Here is a 20,052-nt window from a genome sequence, read left to right as displayed (position 1 = left end):
CCCTGTCCTTCTCGTTGCAGCGGTATCTGGGAGAGATCAACACCCCGGTACCTGCCTTTCTCGCGTTCGACCAGATCAGTCGACCTTGCTACCCGCAGCGTGAGGTCGATGATTCGACCGTTGGAAGAACGAAGCCGGCACATCGAGTTCCTGTTCGAGGAGAGGGCAGCCCTATAGGCTTTCGGGTGTTGCTGATCGTGCTCGCTTTCTTCTGTGCCGACCCTGTGGACGTCGCGTTCACTTGCATGAGGTGGAACAAGCTGTCAGAGGAGGCTCTGATTCCTCACAATTAATCGTTGATGATGAGATCCAATCGGACGAACATGGGCGGCTCAAACTCAAACTCAAACTCAAGCTCAAGCTCAAGCTCAACGGCGACTGCGAGGTAAACAAGGATGGTGGACTTCAACAAACTCAGATCGCAGTCTCAGCGACCTGCACCTATAGATCCCCTGGAAATCTTCAGGCGCATGCCAAAGCCTCAAGGCATCAATGATCTTTACACCAGTCAAGCTGAGGTGCTGGAGGCATGGTTCAAGCGCAAGGACGAGCGTGACACGGTGGTCAAGCTCCATACCGGGGGAGGAAAGACCCTGGTTGGTCTGTTGATTGCTCAGTCGACCTTGAATGACCTGAAAGAGCCTGTGCTGTATCTGGCTCCGACCACGCAGTTAGTCAAGCAGACCCTGGAAAAGGCAAAATCGCTGGGGATTCTCGCTGTCCCATATACCCGAGGGCAGCCGCTGCACGACGACTTTGTGAACGGCAAAGCGGTGATGGTCGCGTCCTACAAAGCCTTGTTCAACGGCCATAGCAAGTTTGGGGTTCGCGGGGTGCGGATGCCCATTAAAGTGGGCGCAGTAATCCTCGATGACGCCCACGTAGCATTTTCTGTTGTGCGCGAGTCGTTCACTCTTGAGATCTCCTCTGAGGATGACCAGGAAACGTATACCGCGCTGTGCACCTTATTCCGCAGCGCCTTTCGAGAAATTGATCGACTAGGAACCTTTGACGATACCGTTTCGGGCCTGAACAACGGCGTTGTGGAAGTACCGTATTGGGCCTGGAACGAGCAGCTGGATACCGTAAGGGGAATGTTGCGTGGCAACGGCGGGGACGTTCCGTTTGCTTGGCCATTGCTGCGGGACAATCTGCACCTGTGCCATGCGCTGATCAGTAGCAAAGCATTCACCGTTACGACTGTCCTGCCCCAGGTGAACAATTTCCCCACATTCGCTGATGCTCCCCGGCGAATCTATATGTCGGCTACCATCGCTGACGATAGCGAAATTGTCCGTACATTCGACGCCGATCCTCAGCATGTGAACAATGCGCTGGCCTCCAGATCTCTCGCGGGGATCAGTGAGCGGATGATCCTGATCCCAAGCCTGATGCAGTTCGATTTCGATGCACAAAACGTCGCTAAATCAATTCTCAAGCAAGTCGCAGGGGTGAACCTTGGGGCCGTGGTGTTGGTGCATGCCAATTATGCCGCGCAGGCGTGGAATGACACTGCGCAATTCGCCGAAGGCTCAGACCAAGTCGAAAATGCAATTGAGGCATTGCAATCGCGCAGAACCAGTGGGCCAGTCGTATTTGCCAACCGTTACGATGGGATCGATTTACCAGGCGACTCATGCAGAATCCTGGTGATGGAAGGGCTTCCCTCCGGAACGTCTGATTATGAGCTTTTGCGTGCTGCCACCCTGTACGGTGGAGCTACCATCAGTCGCATGCTAGCGCAGCGCATAGAGCAGGGTATCGGGCGCGGAGCACGCGGAGCTGGTGACCATTGCGTAGTGCTGCTTCTAGGCTCTGATTTAGCAGGTTGGATTGCCAAGGACGCGAACTTCAAGCTGCTCACGAGCGCGACTCGGGCCCAGCTCGAAATGGGGTCGACGGTCAGCAAGGAAGTCAGTGACGTCAACGATTTGGAAAATACAATCGCGCTCAGTATCAACCGGAACACTGAATGGGTTGAGTATCATGCCGCCACGCTCGCGGAAAACGTGGGGCCGGAAGCCCCAGACCCGAAGCGGTTTGATACGGCCTCGACGGAGCGCAAAGCCTTCAACCTCTGGGCGGATGGCTTTTATGACAAGGCCATCGCTCGCTTGGATCAGGTAGCAGGTGCTCAGGACGCAGTTGATGACCAAACACGCGGTTGGCTATACCAATTGGCAGGCCGTATAGCGAACAATTGGGGACAAGCCGAGCGCAGTGACGAACTCCAACGATCGGCCTTTTCCGCCAACCGTAACCTTTTGCGTCCGCGCACCTCATCACCCTACCGACCTCTGCCGACTCCCGGTGCGCAGGGCGCAGCTATTGCATCTCAACTGCGTGGATATCGCATCAGACGTGGCCTGCTTCAACGCTTCGAACAGGTGGTGTCCAGGTTGAACAGCAACGCTTCTGCCAACCAGTTCGAGCAAGCGCTTGCAGACCTAGGTGGCTTGATAGGTCTTTCTACAGAGCGCCATGACGTCGGTGGGGAAGGGCCTGATGTTCTTTGGCTTCTACCCAACAAGGCTGCTCTAATCCTGGAAGCAAAAAGTCGCAAGCAGGACAAAAACCCTTTAACCAAGGAGGAGCATGGCCAGCTCCTAGTCGCAGAGCAGTGGTTCGTTCAAAACTACCCCGGATATTCAAGTCTCCGTGTGGTCGTACACCCCACTAACAAGGCAACTGCAGCAGCGTCAGCGCACGAGAGCTATGCCCTCACGCTTGATCGACTGAATCAACTGGTTGCAGATTCCCGGGTATTGCTGAGAGAGCTCTGTGAGTCTCAATTGACCGACATTGAGCTTGAAGGGCAGTGCCAGCATTTAATCGAGCACTCGCAGATACGTGTAGACAGATTGGCCAACTACTTGGTGCCGTTCGTGGAGGAGTAGTGAATATCCACGCAAAGCACGCCTGGAATCGGTGTTCGGCGAGCGCAGGTTGCGTCAGCCGGGCATCATTACGCTGACGATAGTTCAGCGTCGTGTGTCATCGTCCGTTACGTTTTTGATCTCATCACATGCGAGAAAGAGCGCTGGGTCGACGATTGCGCGCGGGGCCGCTGATGGTTTCATCGGGGTGGCATTAACGATATCCTGAGTATCCTCCAGCCTCCTGCGCGTCGATTACTGGGGGCTGTTAAGGTCGGATGCAGCGAGTTCACTGTGATCCAATACACGACATAAGACAGGACTGCGTTCTTGCTCGTTATCTTGGCTGCGGCCTAACTGAGTCTCCGAGGTGGAATTAGCAAGGTTCCCAGCTCCTCAAACTGGTCACGTCCAGCGGGCAGAGCTTGATAAACGGGGAATCGAATGTCGCGTCGGCGTAGATATGCAGCAACCAAAAAGGCGCATAGGGCACCTTTTTGCATTTGGTAACTGGGGGGAGGACACTTAATAGTGTCACTCAATCCTCGCCAAGGGAGCTTCTAGTCATTCATCTTCAACAGCCGCGTCTCAATGGCGGCTCTTGCGTTTTCCAGCAGCGCACGATGGTGGCCATACAAGTCTGCCGCGTCCTCGTCATGAAGATAGTCTTTAGCTCGCTGTTTGGAACGCTCCGTGCTGGAGAGCTCAAATACATCGATGGTCTTCTTGCCTTTAGTCGAGCCGTTACGCTCTTGGATTAAAACCTTAACATCCTCCGATGTATAGGTGATGTGGTCGTCGGGGGCATCAAAATAAGGATGTACGAATGAGAATTCTGACCGTCGATAGCTGCTTCCTTTGACCAGTATTGGGTCGAAAGTTTTCTTAAGGTCGGTGTTGCACGTATAGCATGATAAAACTAAATTGGTTGGCCAAAACATCCACTCTGTATACGATTCTTTCGGGGCTATATGATCCCTGTGAGGACGCTTTTCGAACAGCCTACAGCCACAGTAAGCGCAGCGCCTCTCCTGTTCAATAAGCATGAGTCTCGTCATTTCTTTTTTGAAGTTTTTAGTCGCCTGCTTTCCATGGGCCCATGGATCTTTGGCCTTGGTTGTAAGCGCATAACGCTTTAATTCTTTGACCAGCTTCCACCCATATGAGGGAACTGTGAACTTTTTCAATCCAGACGCTCCATGTAAGCTTGGACTTCCTTAACTACTAGCGCCAGAGGCTCAATGTCATTGTAGTTAATGCGAGAGATCTTGGTCATGAAACCGTTGAGAAAATCTTTGTCTTTTCCCCCGTCTTGGATGTGCTTAAGCACGGCGCTCAGTTCTCTTGTCAGGTGGTAATTTGACGCAGACGGGATTTGCAATACGTTATACAAGACGGATTCGGAGCCCCAACCCTCGAATACGCCATCTTGAACCTCAACGACTATCTGATCCGACTTGCGCCCCAGCGTGACAATACTGGCAAGTCCATGCGCTACGCTTGACAGCATATGAGGCGAATGGGTGGCGATGATGACGTGGCTCCCAGGGGCTCCTGCTAAAGACTTTTGTAACAATTCCACGTAACGCTGTTGCCAAACTACATTGAGGCTCACCTCAGGCTCATCAATCACTACTAGGCTGCCAGGGGTCGCGTAGGCAATGACTTTCGCGCCAACTGACAGCAAATTTTGCTGCCCTGAACTTAACTCCTCAAAGCCCAACCACGATCTGGCCTCAAACAAAAGGCTAGGCCACACGGAAATACCAGCGCGACTCGCAGCTAAAAAACCAATCACAAGCCTACTCAGATTAGATTTGTCCTGATCTTGAAGTGTGGCCAGTCTCAATATGGCTCTCTCGACTTTAGAGTAGAGTTGAGTTTGAAGATGATTTTCCAGTAGAGTGAACAGCTCCTCAATATGGCCTGTCATAGCTGACAGCTCCTCACCGCTGATCATGTCAGCCCTTCTAGAGCCCAAGCGACGATCTAGCCGCTCTTTTATATATTCGACCTTTTTCCTGATTTTGAGGAACTTTCGTATTTCCTGAAGCTTACGTCTGTTGAACCCAAATGCGATTTCTCTGCCATTGCCAAAGACCATATCAATCCATGACCCAAATGCTTCTAGACGTGTGCTATCGGCAAGCATTCGTATCACCGACTCAGCCACCGCTCTATCGGTCGATCCTGTCGTGGTCAGATTGCTCGCTTGTCTGACTCCTAGATAATGATAGAATTGATCTTCGTTGATGCTATCTTGACGATAAGGGAACTTATCGATCACCAGATTAGAAATGGCTAGGATTCTTGATGGAAGATGTGGTGTAGAAAGGTTTCTTTCTTTAGAGTGTTGGGGGGACGTCTCATCTGAGACACCATTTGCTCTCGCCACTATTTCAATACACGGCAGATTGTGTAAGCCTGATAGTTGGCGATAATATTTGTCTTCAATTGAGTTTTGTGAATATAGCTCATTAAAAGCATCCACTAGGCTGGCCAGCATACGGCTTTTACCAGTGCCATTTGCTCCAACGATAAAGGTGATATGTGTCTTCTTTAAGTTGGCTTTTTCACCAATAAACCTAACATATCCGTCAGAGCCGTCTCCGAAGTCAAAACGAGCACTTTCGAGCAAATATGATGGTGGTTTCACTTGCAGACATCCTTGTGTATAAATGGTGAAAAATACTACCTGTTTCACGACCTAGCGCTACTGCTGGGCCTGCCAGTCAAGTTTGCTTTGGGGCGTAGCATTCGAAACATGATGCATGGGTTACGGGCTTAAAAGTAAACGATATTGCATGTCGATATTATTTTCTTATGACGTCAGGCTAAATCTATGGCTTGCCGGTTAGGTCGATAAGCTGCACCTGCATTTTTCAGGGTTTTGGTTGGATTGTTCTACCGTCGTCAGAGGAAGGATATGTGCCTGCAGTCGTTCGAAATTGAGCTCCATACCCGCCTCCTAGTTGATCCTTTAGACCAGCCTCAAAGGTGACTCAGGTGGTATGAGCATGAAGCGGCTTTCAACCATCTCGCGGGTAAGCCCACAAGCCTTGAGAGCCTTTCTCCAGCTCGCGTGATCCAGTAAATCCAGCGCGCGCTGCACCAGCCGAGGTGACTCCATCTCGATCTGATCATCGAGATCTTCCCGCCGTGTGAAGCCTTTACGATTCAGGTAGGTGAAGCCTGACTTGGCCTGCTCTTGGCTGATGAGATCCAGAGCCTGAGCCCGATAGATCAGAGCCTTGAAACTAACCTTCCACCTCAGCTTGAGCTCACCCAATGCTGGCCAGTTGAGATACCGGCCTCGCATTGCCGGGAATTCTCCTGCAAAGCTTGCCCTGGGCATCAACAGGGCACTTGCGAATTGGTTGGCCTGATCTTCCGTGTGCCGGCAGCCCGTTTCCACACCTTGGTGCATCACTAGGTGACCGAGCTCATGGGCGATGTCGAAACGTTGCCTGCATGGGTTCTGTTTCGCGGTATTGCGAACAATCAGTGGGCGCTTGTTGTGAAGGGAGAAGGCGTCGATGCGATCATCCGCTTCAGCGATATTGACGACCAGCACTCCAATTTTCTCGACCAGTCTGGTGACGTTCGAGAGAGGGCCAAGCCCCAGCGATTGCTCTCTACGAAAACGCTCAGCAATCTGTTCGATGGTATCGACACTTGTTACTGGTTCATCATGTGTCCGAAAGCTGATGTCCGGAAATTCGACTTCTTTGTCGAGCTCATCGATCAGCAGTTCGAAAAGCTCAACCTGAGCTGCAATCGATTTCTTCACTGTTACCGTTGAGGCGCGCACGCTTCGGAAATGGCATTGCTCAAGTTCAACGGAGCTGCGTCTGGGGGCAAAGAAAAACTCCTGAGTGACGCCCAGCGCCGTGCTCAGCATTTCCAGCTGCACGGCGGAGGGAAGTCCATTCACCTCCAGTTTGTGAGCATACTGCCGGGTAACTCCAAGCAGGTCACCGATGTCTGCAAGCGACCAGCCGGACGCGCAGCGCGCAAGGCGCAGCTTGTCCGGAGAGAATTCGTCGCCTAATGCCAGTTGCTGTGTTCTATCGTCCATCTACGCTGCCAGGTTCGTCGGGTTTTTTCGTGTCGGCGTCTTTGTTTCTGCGAACCACCAAAGGTTCCTCGATCTCGACTTGAGCAGGGAGATCGCTGGTTCTGACCGGCACGCTGGCCTTGTACTCATGTGTCCAGTGGCAAAGGATATTCTTGTTGATATCAAAGCCCACGATCGTGGCTTTGAATTTGGGGAATTCCAGGTCGTTGTTCCCATCGACAAACAGTCTCCAGGTGGAGACCTCGGGGCTGGCCTCGAAGAGGCTCAGCTGATGCAGCTCGATCAGATTAGCCTTAAGCCGATGCAGCTTCTTAGGAGCATCAGGATCGTCGGTGACGATCTGAAGCAACACACCGTTGATGCTGATCGTGAAGTCCATGGTGCCGTTTCGCAGCTCAAGCCATGGCAAGGTCAGATCCGCACCCAGCGCTTTACAGAGCCCTTGCAGACGCCCGTAGAGCAGGGTCGCTCGGGTGTATGCGGTGTCGTTTGGTGTCGATGCATCAGCCAGCGCCTGATACGCAACTGAGATCACTTCCTGGCAGATCAGATCCAGGTATTCGGGGAGCAACTCGGGCGCGAAATGACTTGGGTGCTGGGTTTCGTGCATCGATACGACCTCGAAAACTGTGCAGATTAGGGATACTGTCAACCGGCATTTTTGTGCAGAAATCTTGGTTTGTCAACTGGCTGGTCTGGAAACTCTCCGCCCGAAAAAGCGTTTCACCCAAGGTGTATTACTGAGCCGAAGCGACTTTCGATCGATCTCGTCATCGCGGTCTCTGCGATGGCTGGACGCTTAAAGCGCAAGGTGCTACGGCCTCGTATCAACCTTTTTGTTCTGATGGCCGGAGGCCACTGGTAGGATTGCCGCCACTTATCAAAACATGGAGTTAGAGCGGTGGCGGAGAGCGACGGCAAGTGGTGGATCTGGGGGGGGGGGGGGGCATGGTTGACGATTGGCCTTGGCGTAGTCGGTTTTGGGGCTGTGCTGTTTACGCTCTATGGCATCAACCTCGGGCCGATTTCTCATGAACACGCAGCGTGGTCAAGCTTCGGGTCACTGTTAAGTGGGTTCTTCATGGTGGCCTCAACGGGAGCTACAGTGGCCACGCTTCTCTTCCTGGCTCATCAGAACAAACAGATCCAGAAGACAAATACCGAGCAGCAATGGGTTACCAAAGCTCAGCTCGCAGCTGTGAATTTTGAGCAATACGTCAATCATCGTCGTTTCTTCATGGAGCGATTGAAGGAACTGCAGTCGAAGTTTGGCAATACGTTTGTTTTTGAAAATAGCGATTCCCTTTATAATAAGGTCTTTCCGAGGAATAGTCCGACCAATTTGGAGTTCGAAGCCGAGGTCGTCACCGATACAGTTTCACGAAATTACCTAGGTACATTGAATTATTATCTCTCCGAACTGAATAATTTTACCAAAAGTCCCGACTGGGAAAACGATGGTGGGCGTCGGCTTATGGGGAAGCTTGTTAACCTCAGTGAGGCCTTGAATCTCCGTATGGAAAATGAGGTGTCGGAAGGTGATTTGGAGTTCGGAGGTAAAAGGACGGCCATCAATATCTATGCAGCTGACGAATTTGTATCGATTGCCAAGGCTATTTATGATTCGTTTATGTTTTATACCGGTAATAAAGATTTTGAAGGCTTTGATATGCCGATGGGGCGATCAGCAAACGATTCACTCATCAAGTATTTTCTAAGTAATAAAAACTATCCAGATGTAGTTAGGGTTCTCAAGCCTCTTCCAGGATTGGAGATACTAGAAGATACTTATCTCAATCTCTACATAATCGATCAAAAGCATTTTGCCTACCTACAGCCTACCTATACTGCTTTGATGGAAATATTCAGTAGTCGAGCAAATGTTGTGAAGCTTCGGAATAAAGTGTTTTTCGTGGAATTGATTGAAACTGGCTGCAGTAATGCAGCGGATGCAATGAGCGAGGCTCGGAAGGATGATCCTGATTACGACATGCTCAAAAAAATCTATGACGACTTTGCGATTTTGAAGTGCTTGATGCGTTGATTTGGCTGATGGGCCAGTAGGGGAGGGGTAAGCTCGCCCTCTCAATCCTAATTTTTCGAGCATTTATTAATTGAAATGCAACAAAGCTGGTCTGTGCTGGTTTGTATGTGGTGAAAAACTGTAAACATATCATTGTCTTAGATTGTTTGGTAGTATGTCTAAGTCTGATGTGTTTTCAATTTTTTTATTTACTCTAAGTGGCTTTGCATGTGAAGGAAGACTGCGAACTTTGTAAAGTTCCTAACACCATGCCAGCTTGCTTAGTCGGAATTCGGAGGCCACATGCCTAATATTAAAGGTGATATTCAAAATCGGCCAAAAGAGTTGTGGACATTAGCCAACTACAGTCATTTGCCCGATGAGTCGTTTCAAATCGACTTGGCTAGCGCTGCCGGAGAGTTTCTGGCTAATGATATCTTCGATCTGGATGGCGTGCAGCCTCTTGAGTCAGCAGTTTTAAAATTGTCAACCGAATTTTTCGAAGGAGTGCCCGTTGTCGGTGTAAATCCATCGAAAGATGCCATTGAATATTATAGAGAGCGTGGTGACACATTCCAGATGGTCAATGTGGTCGTCTGCTGCCATTCATTCGAAAGACGTGATGGGAAACTTTTTGCATTGCCTTATCATGTTTCCCTGCGTCCAGCTATGAAAAATGGCTCACCTCAAACGGTAGGTGTTGGCTGGATCGCAAATTTTGATTTAGAGAAGGTTTTGGATGGCAGGCCCCACTACATGGGGTTCAACCCGTTCTCAGATGCTTTCGGTCTCTATGCGCTGGGGCCAGTTCCCGTCAATGAAGCTATATGCTCAGATGTCATCGGGTTTGTTTACAATACCTATTTCGTTGCCTCCAAACACGCTCCAAGAGATGCATCAGATCCTGGTCTGTGCACGGAGTTACTTGGCGAGACTCAAGGCGTTCTTGGAGACTATCGAAAGTACAGGTGCAAGAATTACTTCAAGAAATTTACGGACTCCAAACCCCTGAAAATTTGGGGCTGCGATTCGCCCATTGAGCTTTTCCTCTTGCAGGCCATGAGTCAAATTGGCCTGCATCCAAAAATCCAAATGCTCATTTACCCTGATGGGACAATCTTCCCTTCTTTGCAGTCGATGTGGGAAGGCGGTGTTCGCACCGCGAGGCTGTCGAAGATCATTACTGAGGCTGACTTCTTCTTCGAAAAGGAGAAGGTTGCAGTATTTTGCGATTCCAAAGCTCATCACACGTCTGCAGACGAGATAGCGAAAGACCAGGCCATCGACCAGAAGCTTGCAGCGGTTGGGATACGCTCATATAGAGTGGCCGGTACGGACATCGCAGACTCGCCATTCCGCTGTGCTGCACTGCTCAAAGAGTTCTTGAGTGCGTAATTCTCTGAGGCGTCCCTCAATCACGCCCGTCGAGTGACGGGTTTTTGAGAGGCAGGTAGGGCTCAGCTGAACGATAGGCTGTCCTTGTAGGTGAATGTTACTCATGTGATTCAGCAAGCTATGGAGAGTGCTCAGTATAAATGACGCGCACAGCGCTACGCGACTAAACGCCATGCAGGCAGCTCCGAATTTTATTCAACTAGTGGCACAATTCGTTGTAGAGTTCCAGGATTTCCATGTTTGGGCGAGCCCTCAATCTCGTATACGCAATGTTCAATCACCCGTACCCCTTGAGCTTGTAAATTCCTAACTAGCGCTGAGCCTGCGCCTGATTCGCTCAAACAAAATTTTGCGGAGGTGAATACCAATACCGGAGGAAGTGCGACCCCGACTGCCTCATTAGGACTCAGTGCAAACCCTGCATTCCATGAGCGTCTAGAAAACTCTTCAGCCTTGATCGTTCGGTAGGTCAGCGACTGTGACACAAAAAGTTCGTTTTGTTTGACGTTCACAATGCGCATCAGGGCATCATCTTCACATCTAAGTCCCCGTGGTGAGAGACGGATCAGGTCACCTTTTTTCGGCACCTTCGTATCTGCCGGGACAGAGCTGTACCGTCGATTCAGATGTAATGAGATCTTTGGGCAGTCACAGATCACAGCAATGCGCTGAAGATCTTCCATCTCAATCCGCGTCTCCATCTCGCCGATTTGCTGCAAGCACCGCTGGATCGGTAGAGCCCCTTGTTGGGGGACTTGGATATCGATCGTCGAAAAATAGCGTGACATTTGTTCGATGGCGGCATTGGTTGGCAAGGTGGTATCGATCAACGCAATCAGACTCATCACATTCCCCAAGCTCGATATCAACTGGAAGATTTCGAACAGTGGCAACTGATTGAATTGGTGCACTACTATTGCCTGCGTATGAGCACCATCGGTGATTTCATAAAAAGGGGTATGGGGGCGGTCTAGTTTATTTTCATAGGCTGCACATCTAGCCTTAGCGACAGTCAACGAGGTTGGCACAACGTTCGACAAAAGTTCGTATACAGCACAATATTGCTGGGTGAACTCCATGGCCGCCCTTATATCGTCATGACGAACAAATAGCACTCGCGAGTTTATGGCTAGGGCAACTTCGTCGATCATGTCATAAGTAAACATGTCAGGTGTGAAGGCGCTCAGGCGATTGAACGCGTGATCGATCTCTCGCCGGCTATAACTTGGGTGAAACGGCTGGCAGATTTTGGTGAGATGATCGCGCACTGCACTCTGCAGGTGGTAGTTGGAGGCGAGCTGAACCCATCCCTCAGTCGAGACAATCCAGCCGTGGGTTTCACAGAGGTGAATGGTCTTGATCACGTCCTCGGAGACCCTGCTGACGTCGCCAATGACAGTACCCTCCCCAGCAAGAGCATCACTCACCTCCACAAGGGTATTGCCCGCCAATGACTGCCTTTCCAGGTAGCGCAGCAGCGCCATGGCCGGCTTTAATTCAGGAACCGAATTGAAGCCCGGATGCCGCGCGAGTAAGCATTCACCAGTCTCAAGAAACGGCAATGCTAGAAGGGGGGTGGACAGGAGGTGAAGGTCTGCGTCTTCAGGCAGATACTTCACCATCTTCTCGGCAGAGATCTGACAGAATCCTTGTGCCATGACGCTGGTAACTGACGCTTGAAAGGCCAGGTATTCCTCCCACACGAACTGCAACTGTGCGGCCTGGGCCTCGCCGAGATGTTTCCCGAGCATGTATCGGCTGCGGTGGTCGAGGAGCTGTCGTACAGGGCATTGCTCTTGCGAGGCGGCGTCCTCCAGCAGCTTTCCGAGACTGGACGGAGGCGCATACCGGGGGAGGGCGTTGTGAGTGCCAACGAAGTTCGCCAACGCCTTGCATTCGAGAAAACCGACATCATCGGCGGGTACCAGAGAGGTAACGATCAGCCCCCTCCCACGCTTCGTGATGGAGGCTTGATAGGTCATCCCAGGGAATACCGATTTCGATGTCAGTGGCTGATCGAGTCTCGCTTTGAAGGAGACTCCGGTAGCCAGCGAGAGGAGATGGATTTGCTGGTCGCCACTCAAGGTGAGGGTGGCTTTGCGGACGAAATAGTACTTGGCCATTGGTTGTGCACGATTGAATAAAAGGGTGACGAGTGACCATCAAAAGAACCCACCAGCAGAAGAGCCCACTGGCAAAAGAACTCATCAGCCAAAAATCGAATCAATGAACCTCTTCAGAACGTGAGGATCTTCCCAGATCGAACAATCTCTTCTCTGAACCTGGCACGCAGCAGGGCTCGCTCAGTGTCCCGTAATTGGGTTCTAAGCAGTTGAATCTCGGTTCTCAAGCTGGCCAGCGATTGGTCGTATGGCGTTTGGGCTTTGGTTGTATTGGGCCGAGAGCGCACATGTTCCAGCAGCAGATCGGCGATCTGCGACAGCTCCTGCCCACCTCGTCCCGGATAGAACACCTGCCTCGTCAGGCCCACGGTGCCCGCAAGCCACGAGAGGTTTATCTTGCTGCCTCGCATGGGAATCGCTTGTCCTGATTCGATGATCTCCAATGCCACAAGGCGTAGCTTTTTCGCCGACTCCAACTCGGGCGCCATGGAGCGAAGCACCTGAAGCACCTGAAGCGGCGAGGCGTCATTAAATTCGATCACAGGCGTTCTTCCATGTGACGTATGGGTTGGTGAGCTTCGAGTCGGCAACGGGTTTAGGGATACCGCTGATATCCGAGAGGTCAGTCAGTGTGTTGTCGATGATCCGAATAGCCCGTTTATGTTCGAGAATCTTGTCCACCAACTGACAGGTCAGTTCAAACTGACGCTGGTACTCAGGGGCCTTCCCGGCCTTGGGAGCCGTACCTTGAGGCCGTACCGCCATCGATGGCCTTTTCGAGAGATCGTCCACGATGTTCCGGAGTCTGACGTTCTCCCGTTCCAGCTCCGAGTTTCGGATCATGATCGGATGCAACGGGTCGATTTCCACGCTATAGGGAGTCGACGGTGTAGTTTCGTCGCCCACCAGTGTTGGAAAGCTGTCGAGGCACTTCCGGTAAGACTTATCTTTCCTTAAGAGCAAGGAGCGGTGGATGTTGCAAATCCCAGCTACCTCATCTGCAAGATGACTGATTTTTTCAAAACGCTTGCCACTCAGTAGAAGCACTTGGAGTGCAGCAGTGATACGACTGATAGTTGCCTTGAGCTGTACGGCGCCTCGGCCTTCCTTTGGCTTGGCTGTCTGGATTTTCTTTTTCATGGTTGGGTGACCCTCGCGCTCATGCTCGGATCCCTTCATGGCTTAGCAGAAGTGCAGAAGGCTTACTCAATGCATACGCGGAGATTTCTTCAAAAGAAATCCCTGTTCCTCCCATGATGGACAAGATCTGCCCAATGTAAATTTCCCTTTCCTCCAATGGTTGATTGACGACGTGCATGAACTCTGGATTGCGAGTCAGCTCATCCAGAATCAAAGGGTAATGCTCTGAGGCGAAGCCAGGGAATTGAGAGGCATCAATCAGCATTGAAATGACACGTTGTTTGGGGTCAGTCATATCCACGCTGTAGTGGACAGTGGTTGACAGATCTCGGTGACGAGCGATGTACCCGTTTGAGAATTTCTCTTCCCGCCAGTTCTTCTCCAAAATCTGTATAGATTGCCGGTACCCAGCGAGCTCTAACATACAAAGAGAAAGTTCTTCATGTATCACCCCAATTTCGGAAGATTCCGGGTGAAGCTTGTGGGTTCTCTGAAGCTTGAGCTTCAGCTGTTCGGCGCGATTAGCAAGGTCTCTGACTTTAGCGTTCAAGCCAGGGAGATGGTCAACTCCAAATACGGCGTACGGACAGATGCCACAAGTTCGAGGCATTCGGGTGAAGTCCATGAGTTTTTTAGGGCAATCACCATCTAATGCACATATGCAGCAGTCCATAAACTTCATGCGCTGTTCTTTGGTGCTCGCGATCAAGTCGATACCTGTCTCGTCCGTGTCCATTATTTCTGGGATCACGGAGATTAGATGCTGGTCGCGAATGACCGCTTCTTTGTTCTGCCCCCATCCTTTGACCAGTGCAGACGTCTGTGAAGAGGGGCTAGGAGTTCTGTTCGTCAAGGCTGCAAAGGCATGTTGTGACACATTCCTATTGGCTGCATCAATGAGCGCCACCGTTTCCTGTGAAGTCGGAACCACGTAGTGTGCAGTTGTGTATTCTTGGGCGTGACCGACTTGGATCCCTATGATGGCATAATCCAGAAACGCGTATACTCTGCGATGCGTAATCCATGTGGCACGCAGAGCATGCGGTGTATGGACTGCTGACCATTCTCCCTTAATATCGCATTCGACGAATTCATGCCGACGTTCAGCGGGAGCAAAGCTGTTATAGACTTCTTGGAATCCTCTCAGAATCAACGTCCATTTGACGCTGTATGACGTGTCGGAAAAGGGAGCACCGTTTTCATTCCATGGACTACGAAATAGTGGGTGGATGGCTTTGTATTTGCTTTTGTTTTTAGGGTCGTTTTGGTAGTTAACGCTATTGTATTTCTTCCGATATTTTTTGGTTTGAAAGTGCCGCTCCTGGATAAGGACGTCCATCACCTTGTAGGGTAAGGTAACGGGGCGGCTGTTACCACTTTTGTCAGTATTTACAAACAGAATGCAGCTGCCAATACTGCCTCTCAAGGTACTGTCGTAGTACTTATCAAAATTGCGGACATCCAACCACTGACAGTTCTGAAGTCGTAACCCTGAAAAAAGAGCCACCGTTAACATTCTAAGTTGGGAGAGCCAAGGTACGCAAACGTACTCGCTGTTCGATTGATATTTGTCATTCCGCCAAGAATAAATATTGATGATTTTTTTCAGAGGTATTTCAATAGACTCCGAGGTATCGCTTGGATTCCACAATTTTATAGTGTAGGAAATTCCGCATCTTTCCAGGTCGATCCAAGTGCCATTTCTCAATTCCGTGATGTGGTCATGGCTATACATGCCACTGAGGCACCTGTTCTGGAGTTCAACTCCGATTGCGTCGAGTGCCAGCATGTAAGCCTCGACCATTAACATGGAATCGATGGGCAGTGGAATTTTGTCGCTTTTCCCTGCTGAGCCGCTGCCCTGGTAATCCAGTCTCGGATTTACGGGATTTTTGTACAGACTGTCAATAAGTACCCCGCCGTCTGGCATGATCTCAGCCCCGTGGAGGATGCCGACCTCGAAAAAGCGCCATACAACATTGATAAACGTTGATTTAGTCTTTTGGCTTCTTTTTAGGTCGTAAAACTGCAGCAGCGTGAGTGGAAGCAAGACTTCTGAATTGTCTGCGGGATTCGTAAATGTTGTTAGTTTGGCGGTGCGAGCCCAAAATATAGAACGATGGAAGTTCTCTATGAGTTCAGGGAACTCAACAGGGCTGTCAGGGTTTTTACTAAACCAGGCTGGAAGATAAGTCCCCAGATAGTCCATGAGGATGTGCACGTACCCGACCTCTTGTCGGCGCGCCGCGATATTTAATTTTTCTTCGATATAGGCTAGATGTAGTTCACATAATTTCGCCCAGCGAGATAGTTTTTTATCTGGATGAGGGTTGGTTTTAGCGGTGTAATAAGTGTCAATCCACTCAAAGTTATCTCTAGAACGGCGTTTGCGTCCCGGTAAAATTGCGTATTCTTCGGGTGAAAGTACGTCAAGAGCCTCCCTTATATTGGCTTCTGCTTGGCGAGTCTTATTTTCAATCTTCTTGCGAGCTTCGGTTTTTCGGCCATCGATTCCGGTGTGATATCGAATTCGATTGCGTTCAAGAATGGAGCTTCTCGATGGTTTTCCGGACAACGCTCCCCAGTACTGGACGAATTTTTTGTAGGTTTTTCTGTGTTCTTCGCTCGATACCTCAACCGCAGTCATGCTCAAATGAGCGTGATACCCCTCAAGTGCCCGAGCCTGCTCGGGGCTCACAATCTGAGGATGAAGTTTGGCGAAACAGTGAATCCACGCCAAGTACGAAAAGTCGTTGGTTTTGTTTCCGTTGTTAGCGGCTCGTATGGCGCGTTGCTTGTCAACAACCGCTGGGGCGGCCTCCCAGAGTTCGGTGAAGTCTACGTCCTTGGGTTTATGCCAGTTGACGCGGTACTGAAATGCTCGGCTACTGCGATGAAGAAACGACGTCTTAATCTGAGATACGTTATAAATAAATGTCTCAGATTCAGACTTCAATTCAGGATACTTCGCCCAAACTCCAGCAATAGTAAAATTGTGTGGAAGTGTGACTTTTCCCTTGATCCACAAAAGTACAAACATCGCCCGAATGGGGGTGCGAACTCCGCTGACGTCTTTCAAATGGGGCGCTGCCTCGCCCGTGAGTTCTGTGTATAAGGACACAGCATGCTCGGTCTGGTCATCGGATGTGATGCACAGGTTATAGAGCTTCATAAGCTCAGTTTTCGCCAGTGGACGGTCTTTCCGGCGCCTCAGAAAGATGGGGACGGCCAGTCGATGTCTGGCCTGCCCATCCGTCATTAGCTCGGGATTGGCCTTACCGGGTTTCGTCTCTATAGCCAGGGCTTTCTGCCCCAGCTCTTGCAGAATGGCCACTGCGCTATCAAGGACGTCATCGCTGTGTAGGGTCGGCAGGTCGCTGGTGTTGATCACGCTTCCGAGCCCTTTTGCAGCCATTTCTCGCCCAGGCGGGCATATGCCTGCCCACGGTAGTAATCGATGTTCTCGCGAACACCACGGTTGTAGATGAGTTCGTTCGAAGCATCTACTTCTACGAGGGTGTGGATACCTAAATCCGAGGCATAGATCTGCGTGCTTTTAAGATCGGCGTGCCCCATCAACAACTGAATCTCAGGCAGATCGAGTCCAGGTTTAGGTCGGCCCGGCACCACTACGTAGTTGCGAGACCAAATGCCGAAAAAATGGCGGAAGTCGTGGGACGAGTATTTGCCTTGGGGGGCTTCGAAACCCAGCTTCTGCTGAGTGGCCTGGATACGTCGGTTGACCGCTCTGTTGACACTGCTGGCATTGAGCTCGCAGAGGGGCATGCCGTAGGTATCCTCATCAAGCGAGAGCAGCAGCCATGGGCTGTCGGAATGCGGTCGGACGGCCATATACTCAGCCAGCTTTTGCCAGAAGATGGATTTGAATGGCTCGAACATCGTAATAGCAGCGGTTTTGCGTCCTTTGAATCCGAAGCTTTCCTTGTTCGTGGTATCACGCAGTCCTTTAGGGTCTTGAACGCGGACGATTCTGTTTGTGACATCAATGTCCTCCAGACGAATCCCTATCGTTTCGGAGAGCCTGAGACTTCCGAGCCCCAGACTCCAGATCAGGCCGTCCAAGGGGGAAGGGGCGTGCTCAAGCATCGGGAGAACATGGTCTTCGGCAATGTGCTTGGCCTCCCGTGTTCTGTTGACTTTAGGAGCACGCAGGCCGCCTCCAGTCATTTTGGCGGCAGGAGAGAGCCGGGGTTTTACCTGCAGTGTATGCGCATGGATTTGAGCCATCTCTTGAGGGCTGCGCACCCTGGGATTAAGTTCCGGCAGCGCTGTCACTTGTACTAGGGGGGCGAGGTTGGTCAGGACGCTGATCATCTCCGCCTGCTCGAATGCGATTTCACTACAGACGGTCAGCATGAGATTGGCTCCCGCAATGTACCGACCGGCAGATTTTGCGGAAATCGTCTTACGTCCGCTGCGAATGAATGCCTCGCGAACGATTGCGTCCTTGGCGTTAGCACCATCGATGAGATAGGACGAAAAGAGGTGCATAGTTTTTGAGGTTGTAGCTGGGTCAAGTCGACCTGACAGCGCGCCAGTTTCATAGAGGAATTCGGTGAAGAAACGCCCACCCATTTCCATTGCGATTGCCGAGTTTCGCTTGTAGGTGATGCCTATTTCGCTCCACAGGTGGTCGGTGAACTCGTTGTAGAAGTTCAGTGGAGCACCAGTAGCCGTTTCGTAGAGCCTCGGTGGCTCAGATTTGATGAGCGTGAGGCTCTTCATCGACTTGATGCTGCTCCCAGGAGTCGGCTGCAACTGGGGAGCTTTAGGACGGTGTTCCGACCTGTTCTGTGTCGATGCAATCACCGATTTACGCATATATTGACAAACCTCCCGGTTGGTGGTGTAATGTTGAGAGCGGAATAGTATTGACTGTAAAGTAAAATTTGAAATGGCAAAAAATGCTAAAAAAAGCGTTTTTTATGCTATTTATTTTCTTTTGCTTTCAAACACGTGTGTCGTTACCTCGCCCAGCTACTCTCCCCGCATCCACGCTCCCTTGATCTATGGCCCTAGCCGACAGGTCGTTCGTCGAATCCCTGTCGTGATTTTTGTTGACCGGTTACTGTCCCAAGAGCTTCCGAAAATGAGAGAGCGCCGTGCTTTTTCGGAGGGAGATGGCCTTGGTGTCTGCCTTCACTCCCATAGCTCTGCTCACAATTGAGGCGATGAGCCCGCAGGCCTACGTCAATTTGGAATCCGATCCGCCCGATGGTCGCGCGAGGAGTTTTGCGGTACTTTGCAATGGCAGGAAGCCATATTTTCAGCAGGACGCGTCTCAATGACCCTAGGCTCAATGCCTAACGGGTACGTCTCCTGCGCATTATTTTTGTGACAGGAACGACCATGTCAGGCGGCGAAACCGAAAAAATTGCGAGGCTCGCAGAGCTCGTCTCCAACGATATCTTCAGCTTCTTTAGGTGGAAGAAAGAAGGGCCAAGCAACCTTAACTTCGCCTGTGTGAAGAAAGAGACTCACGCGCCTATGAAGACCAAGACGGAGCATACGCATCCGGCTGATGTGGTCTTCAAGTACGCGGATCCCTATCTCAACAAGAGCATCTATCTTCATACCGACTTAAAGAGCTATGCGGTCGGTTCTATTAAACTGGCCGAAATCAAGAAGGCCCTGAAATCTCTGGGAAAGACTATCGACTGCGCTCGTGTGTCGCCCGAGTGGCAGACTCGTTATCACCTTGCAAAGCGCGAGAAGTTTGAAATTCGTGGAATGCTGTTTGTCTACAATCATGACGATGAGTACGACAAGAATTTCTACGATCATTTCAACGACTACAAAGGTGAGAATTTACATATTAAAGATGGTCAGCAGGTTCACATTATCGAACCGTCGTTGATCAATTACCTTAATACGCTGCAGGTCGATATAAATACCCTAAGGGCTGCGGGTACGTTCCCCAAAGATAACTATACCTTCTATTATCCTGACCTCATTCTCCATAAGGCAAATGGGGAATACTGGGCGCGAGCCGCTACTGCAGAACTTATTGCTTCGCCTTATATGATTATTCATCACAAAGAAGTCAGGACTTTTTGTGAGAAAGCAAACGCTGTGGCTGAAACTTACAGCGAGGGCTACCTGATTTACTATCGTCGAGATGGCAGTAGCGAGATTGAGTTCAGATATCTTTTTGATGCGCTCTCCAGATTTCAGATCCTCAATGCCAACAAGGAATTAAAGATTCGGATTAGGGTTGCCAACCGCCACCATCACAGCAGCATTATCAGTAATTTCAATGCCGCCATTAACAGTTATGTGGCCGAATGGGGCGAAGATGAGAACCGGAAGCGAAAGTTGCAGGCCATCGAGCTGGATATCGTGAGCCACGCGATACCGAATTACAAACCAGAAGCCATCGGATGGGAGAGAGACTGA

Annotated in this window: 14 protein-coding genes; 5 read left to right on the top strand and 9 right to left on the bottom strand. The window is 50.7% G+C overall.

From position 1 onward, the window contains the following. The first annotated feature begins 14 nt into the window (after positions 1-14). Entirely contained in the window at positions 15-293 is a 279-nt protein-coding gene (locus AC3WK5_RS22770; protein ID WP_371919152.1) for a hypothetical protein, read from the top strand. Positions 294-470: 177 nt separating this feature from the next. After that, positions 471-2,897 carry a DEAD/DEAH box helicase gene (locus AC3WK5_RS22765; RefSeq protein WP_103318854.1) on the top strand — a complete coding sequence of 809 codons (2,427 nt, stop codon included), beginning with the start codon at positions 471-473 and terminating at the stop codon, positions 2,895-2,897. A 539-nt stretch (positions 2,898-3,436) separates the two neighbouring features. On the opposite strand, the gene AC3WK5_RS22760 is transcribed toward AC3WK5_RS22765, so the two are convergent. From AC3WK5_RS22760 to AC3WK5_RS22745, 4 genes are all read right to left on the bottom strand, one after another. After that, entirely contained in the window at positions 3,437-4,063 is a 627-nt protein-coding gene (locus tag AC3WK5_RS22760) for a retron system putative HNH endonuclease (protein ID WP_103318855.1), read from the bottom strand. After that, on the bottom strand, positions 4,060-5,580 hold the full coding sequence (locus AC3WK5_RS22755) for an AAA family ATPase (protein WP_146039828.1): 1,521 nt from the start codon (positions 5,578-5,580) through the stop codon (positions 4,060-4,062). Before AC3WK5_RS22755 ends, AC3WK5_RS22760 begins: the two co-directional genes overlap by 4 nt. 276 nt (positions 5,581-5,856) lie before the next feature. Continuing rightward, the gene (locus AC3WK5_RS22750; RefSeq protein WP_103318860.1) at positions 5,857-6,954 is read right to left on the bottom strand and encodes an ImmA/IrrE family metallo-endopeptidase; all 1,098 of its coding nucleotides are present in this window, start codon (positions 6,952-6,954) and stop codon (positions 5,857-5,859) included. Further along, complete coding sequence (locus AC3WK5_RS22745; RefSeq protein ID WP_103318862.1) at positions 6,944-7,564, bottom strand: hypothetical protein; 621 nt, start codon at positions 7,562-7,564, stop codon at positions 6,944-6,946. The genes AC3WK5_RS22750 and AC3WK5_RS22745 overlap by 11 nt, the downstream gene beginning before the upstream one ends. 291 nt (positions 7,565-7,855) lie before the next feature. On the opposite strand from AC3WK5_RS22745, the gene AC3WK5_RS22740 reads away from it, so the two are divergent. Together AC3WK5_RS22740 and AC3WK5_RS22735 are read left to right on the top strand one after the other, a co-directional pair. Beyond that, the gene (locus AC3WK5_RS22740) at positions 7,856-8,998 is read left to right on the top strand and encodes a hypothetical protein (RefSeq protein ID WP_285378303.1); all 1,143 of its coding nucleotides are present in this window, start codon (positions 7,856-7,858) and stop codon (positions 8,996-8,998) included. A gap of 282 nt (positions 8,999-9,280) precedes the next feature. After that, positions 9,281-10,372 (top strand): putative endonuclease domain-containing protein, encoded by a 1,092-nt coding sequence (locus AC3WK5_RS22735; RefSeq protein ID WP_103319303.1) that lies wholly within the window; start codon positions 9,281-9,283, stop codon positions 10,370-10,372. A gap of 191 nt (positions 10,373-10,563) precedes the next feature. Here the strand turns inward: AC3WK5_RS22735 and AC3WK5_RS22730 are convergent, their stop codons facing one another. The 5 genes from AC3WK5_RS22730 to AC3WK5_RS22710 form a co-directional block, all read right to left on the bottom strand. After that, the gene (locus AC3WK5_RS22730) at positions 10,564-12,495 is read right to left on the bottom strand and encodes a hypothetical protein (RefSeq protein ID WP_103319305.1); all 1,932 of its coding nucleotides are present in this window, start codon (positions 12,493-12,495) and stop codon (positions 10,564-10,566) included. 113 nt (positions 12,496-12,608) lie between these two features. After that, on the bottom strand, positions 12,609-12,983 hold the full coding sequence (locus AC3WK5_RS22725) for a hypothetical protein (protein WP_103319382.1): 375 nt from the start codon (positions 12,981-12,983) through the stop codon (positions 12,609-12,611). A gap of 40 nt (positions 12,984-13,023) precedes the next feature. Beyond that, positions 13,024-13,635 (bottom strand): hypothetical protein, encoded by a 612-nt coding sequence (locus tag AC3WK5_RS22720; protein WP_103319384.1) that lies wholly within the window; start codon positions 13,633-13,635, stop codon positions 13,024-13,026. A gap of 19 nt (positions 13,636-13,654) precedes the next feature. Continuing rightward, positions 13,655-17,026 carry a site-specific integrase gene (locus tag AC3WK5_RS22715; protein WP_103319386.1) on the bottom strand — a complete coding sequence of 1,124 codons (3,372 nt, stop codon included), beginning with the start codon at positions 17,024-17,026 and terminating at the stop codon, positions 13,655-13,657. Next, complete coding sequence (locus AC3WK5_RS22710; RefSeq protein ID WP_256585297.1) at positions 17,023-18,381, bottom strand: tyrosine-type recombinase/integrase; 1,359 nt, start codon at positions 18,379-18,381, stop codon at positions 17,023-17,025. Before AC3WK5_RS22710 ends, AC3WK5_RS22715 begins: the two co-directional genes overlap by 4 nt. 624 nt (positions 18,382-19,005) lie before the next feature. On the opposite strand from AC3WK5_RS22710, the gene AC3WK5_RS22705 reads away from it, so the two are divergent. Further along, on the top strand, positions 19,006-20,052 hold the full coding sequence (locus AC3WK5_RS22705; protein WP_103319312.1) for a PD-(D/E)XK nuclease domain-containing protein: 1,047 nt from the start codon (positions 19,006-19,008) through the stop codon (positions 20,050-20,052).

It is taken from the genome of Pseudomonas sp. FW306-02-D09B (assembly GCF_058782685.1).
This window is presented reverse-complemented; position numbering and strand designations above follow the sequence as displayed.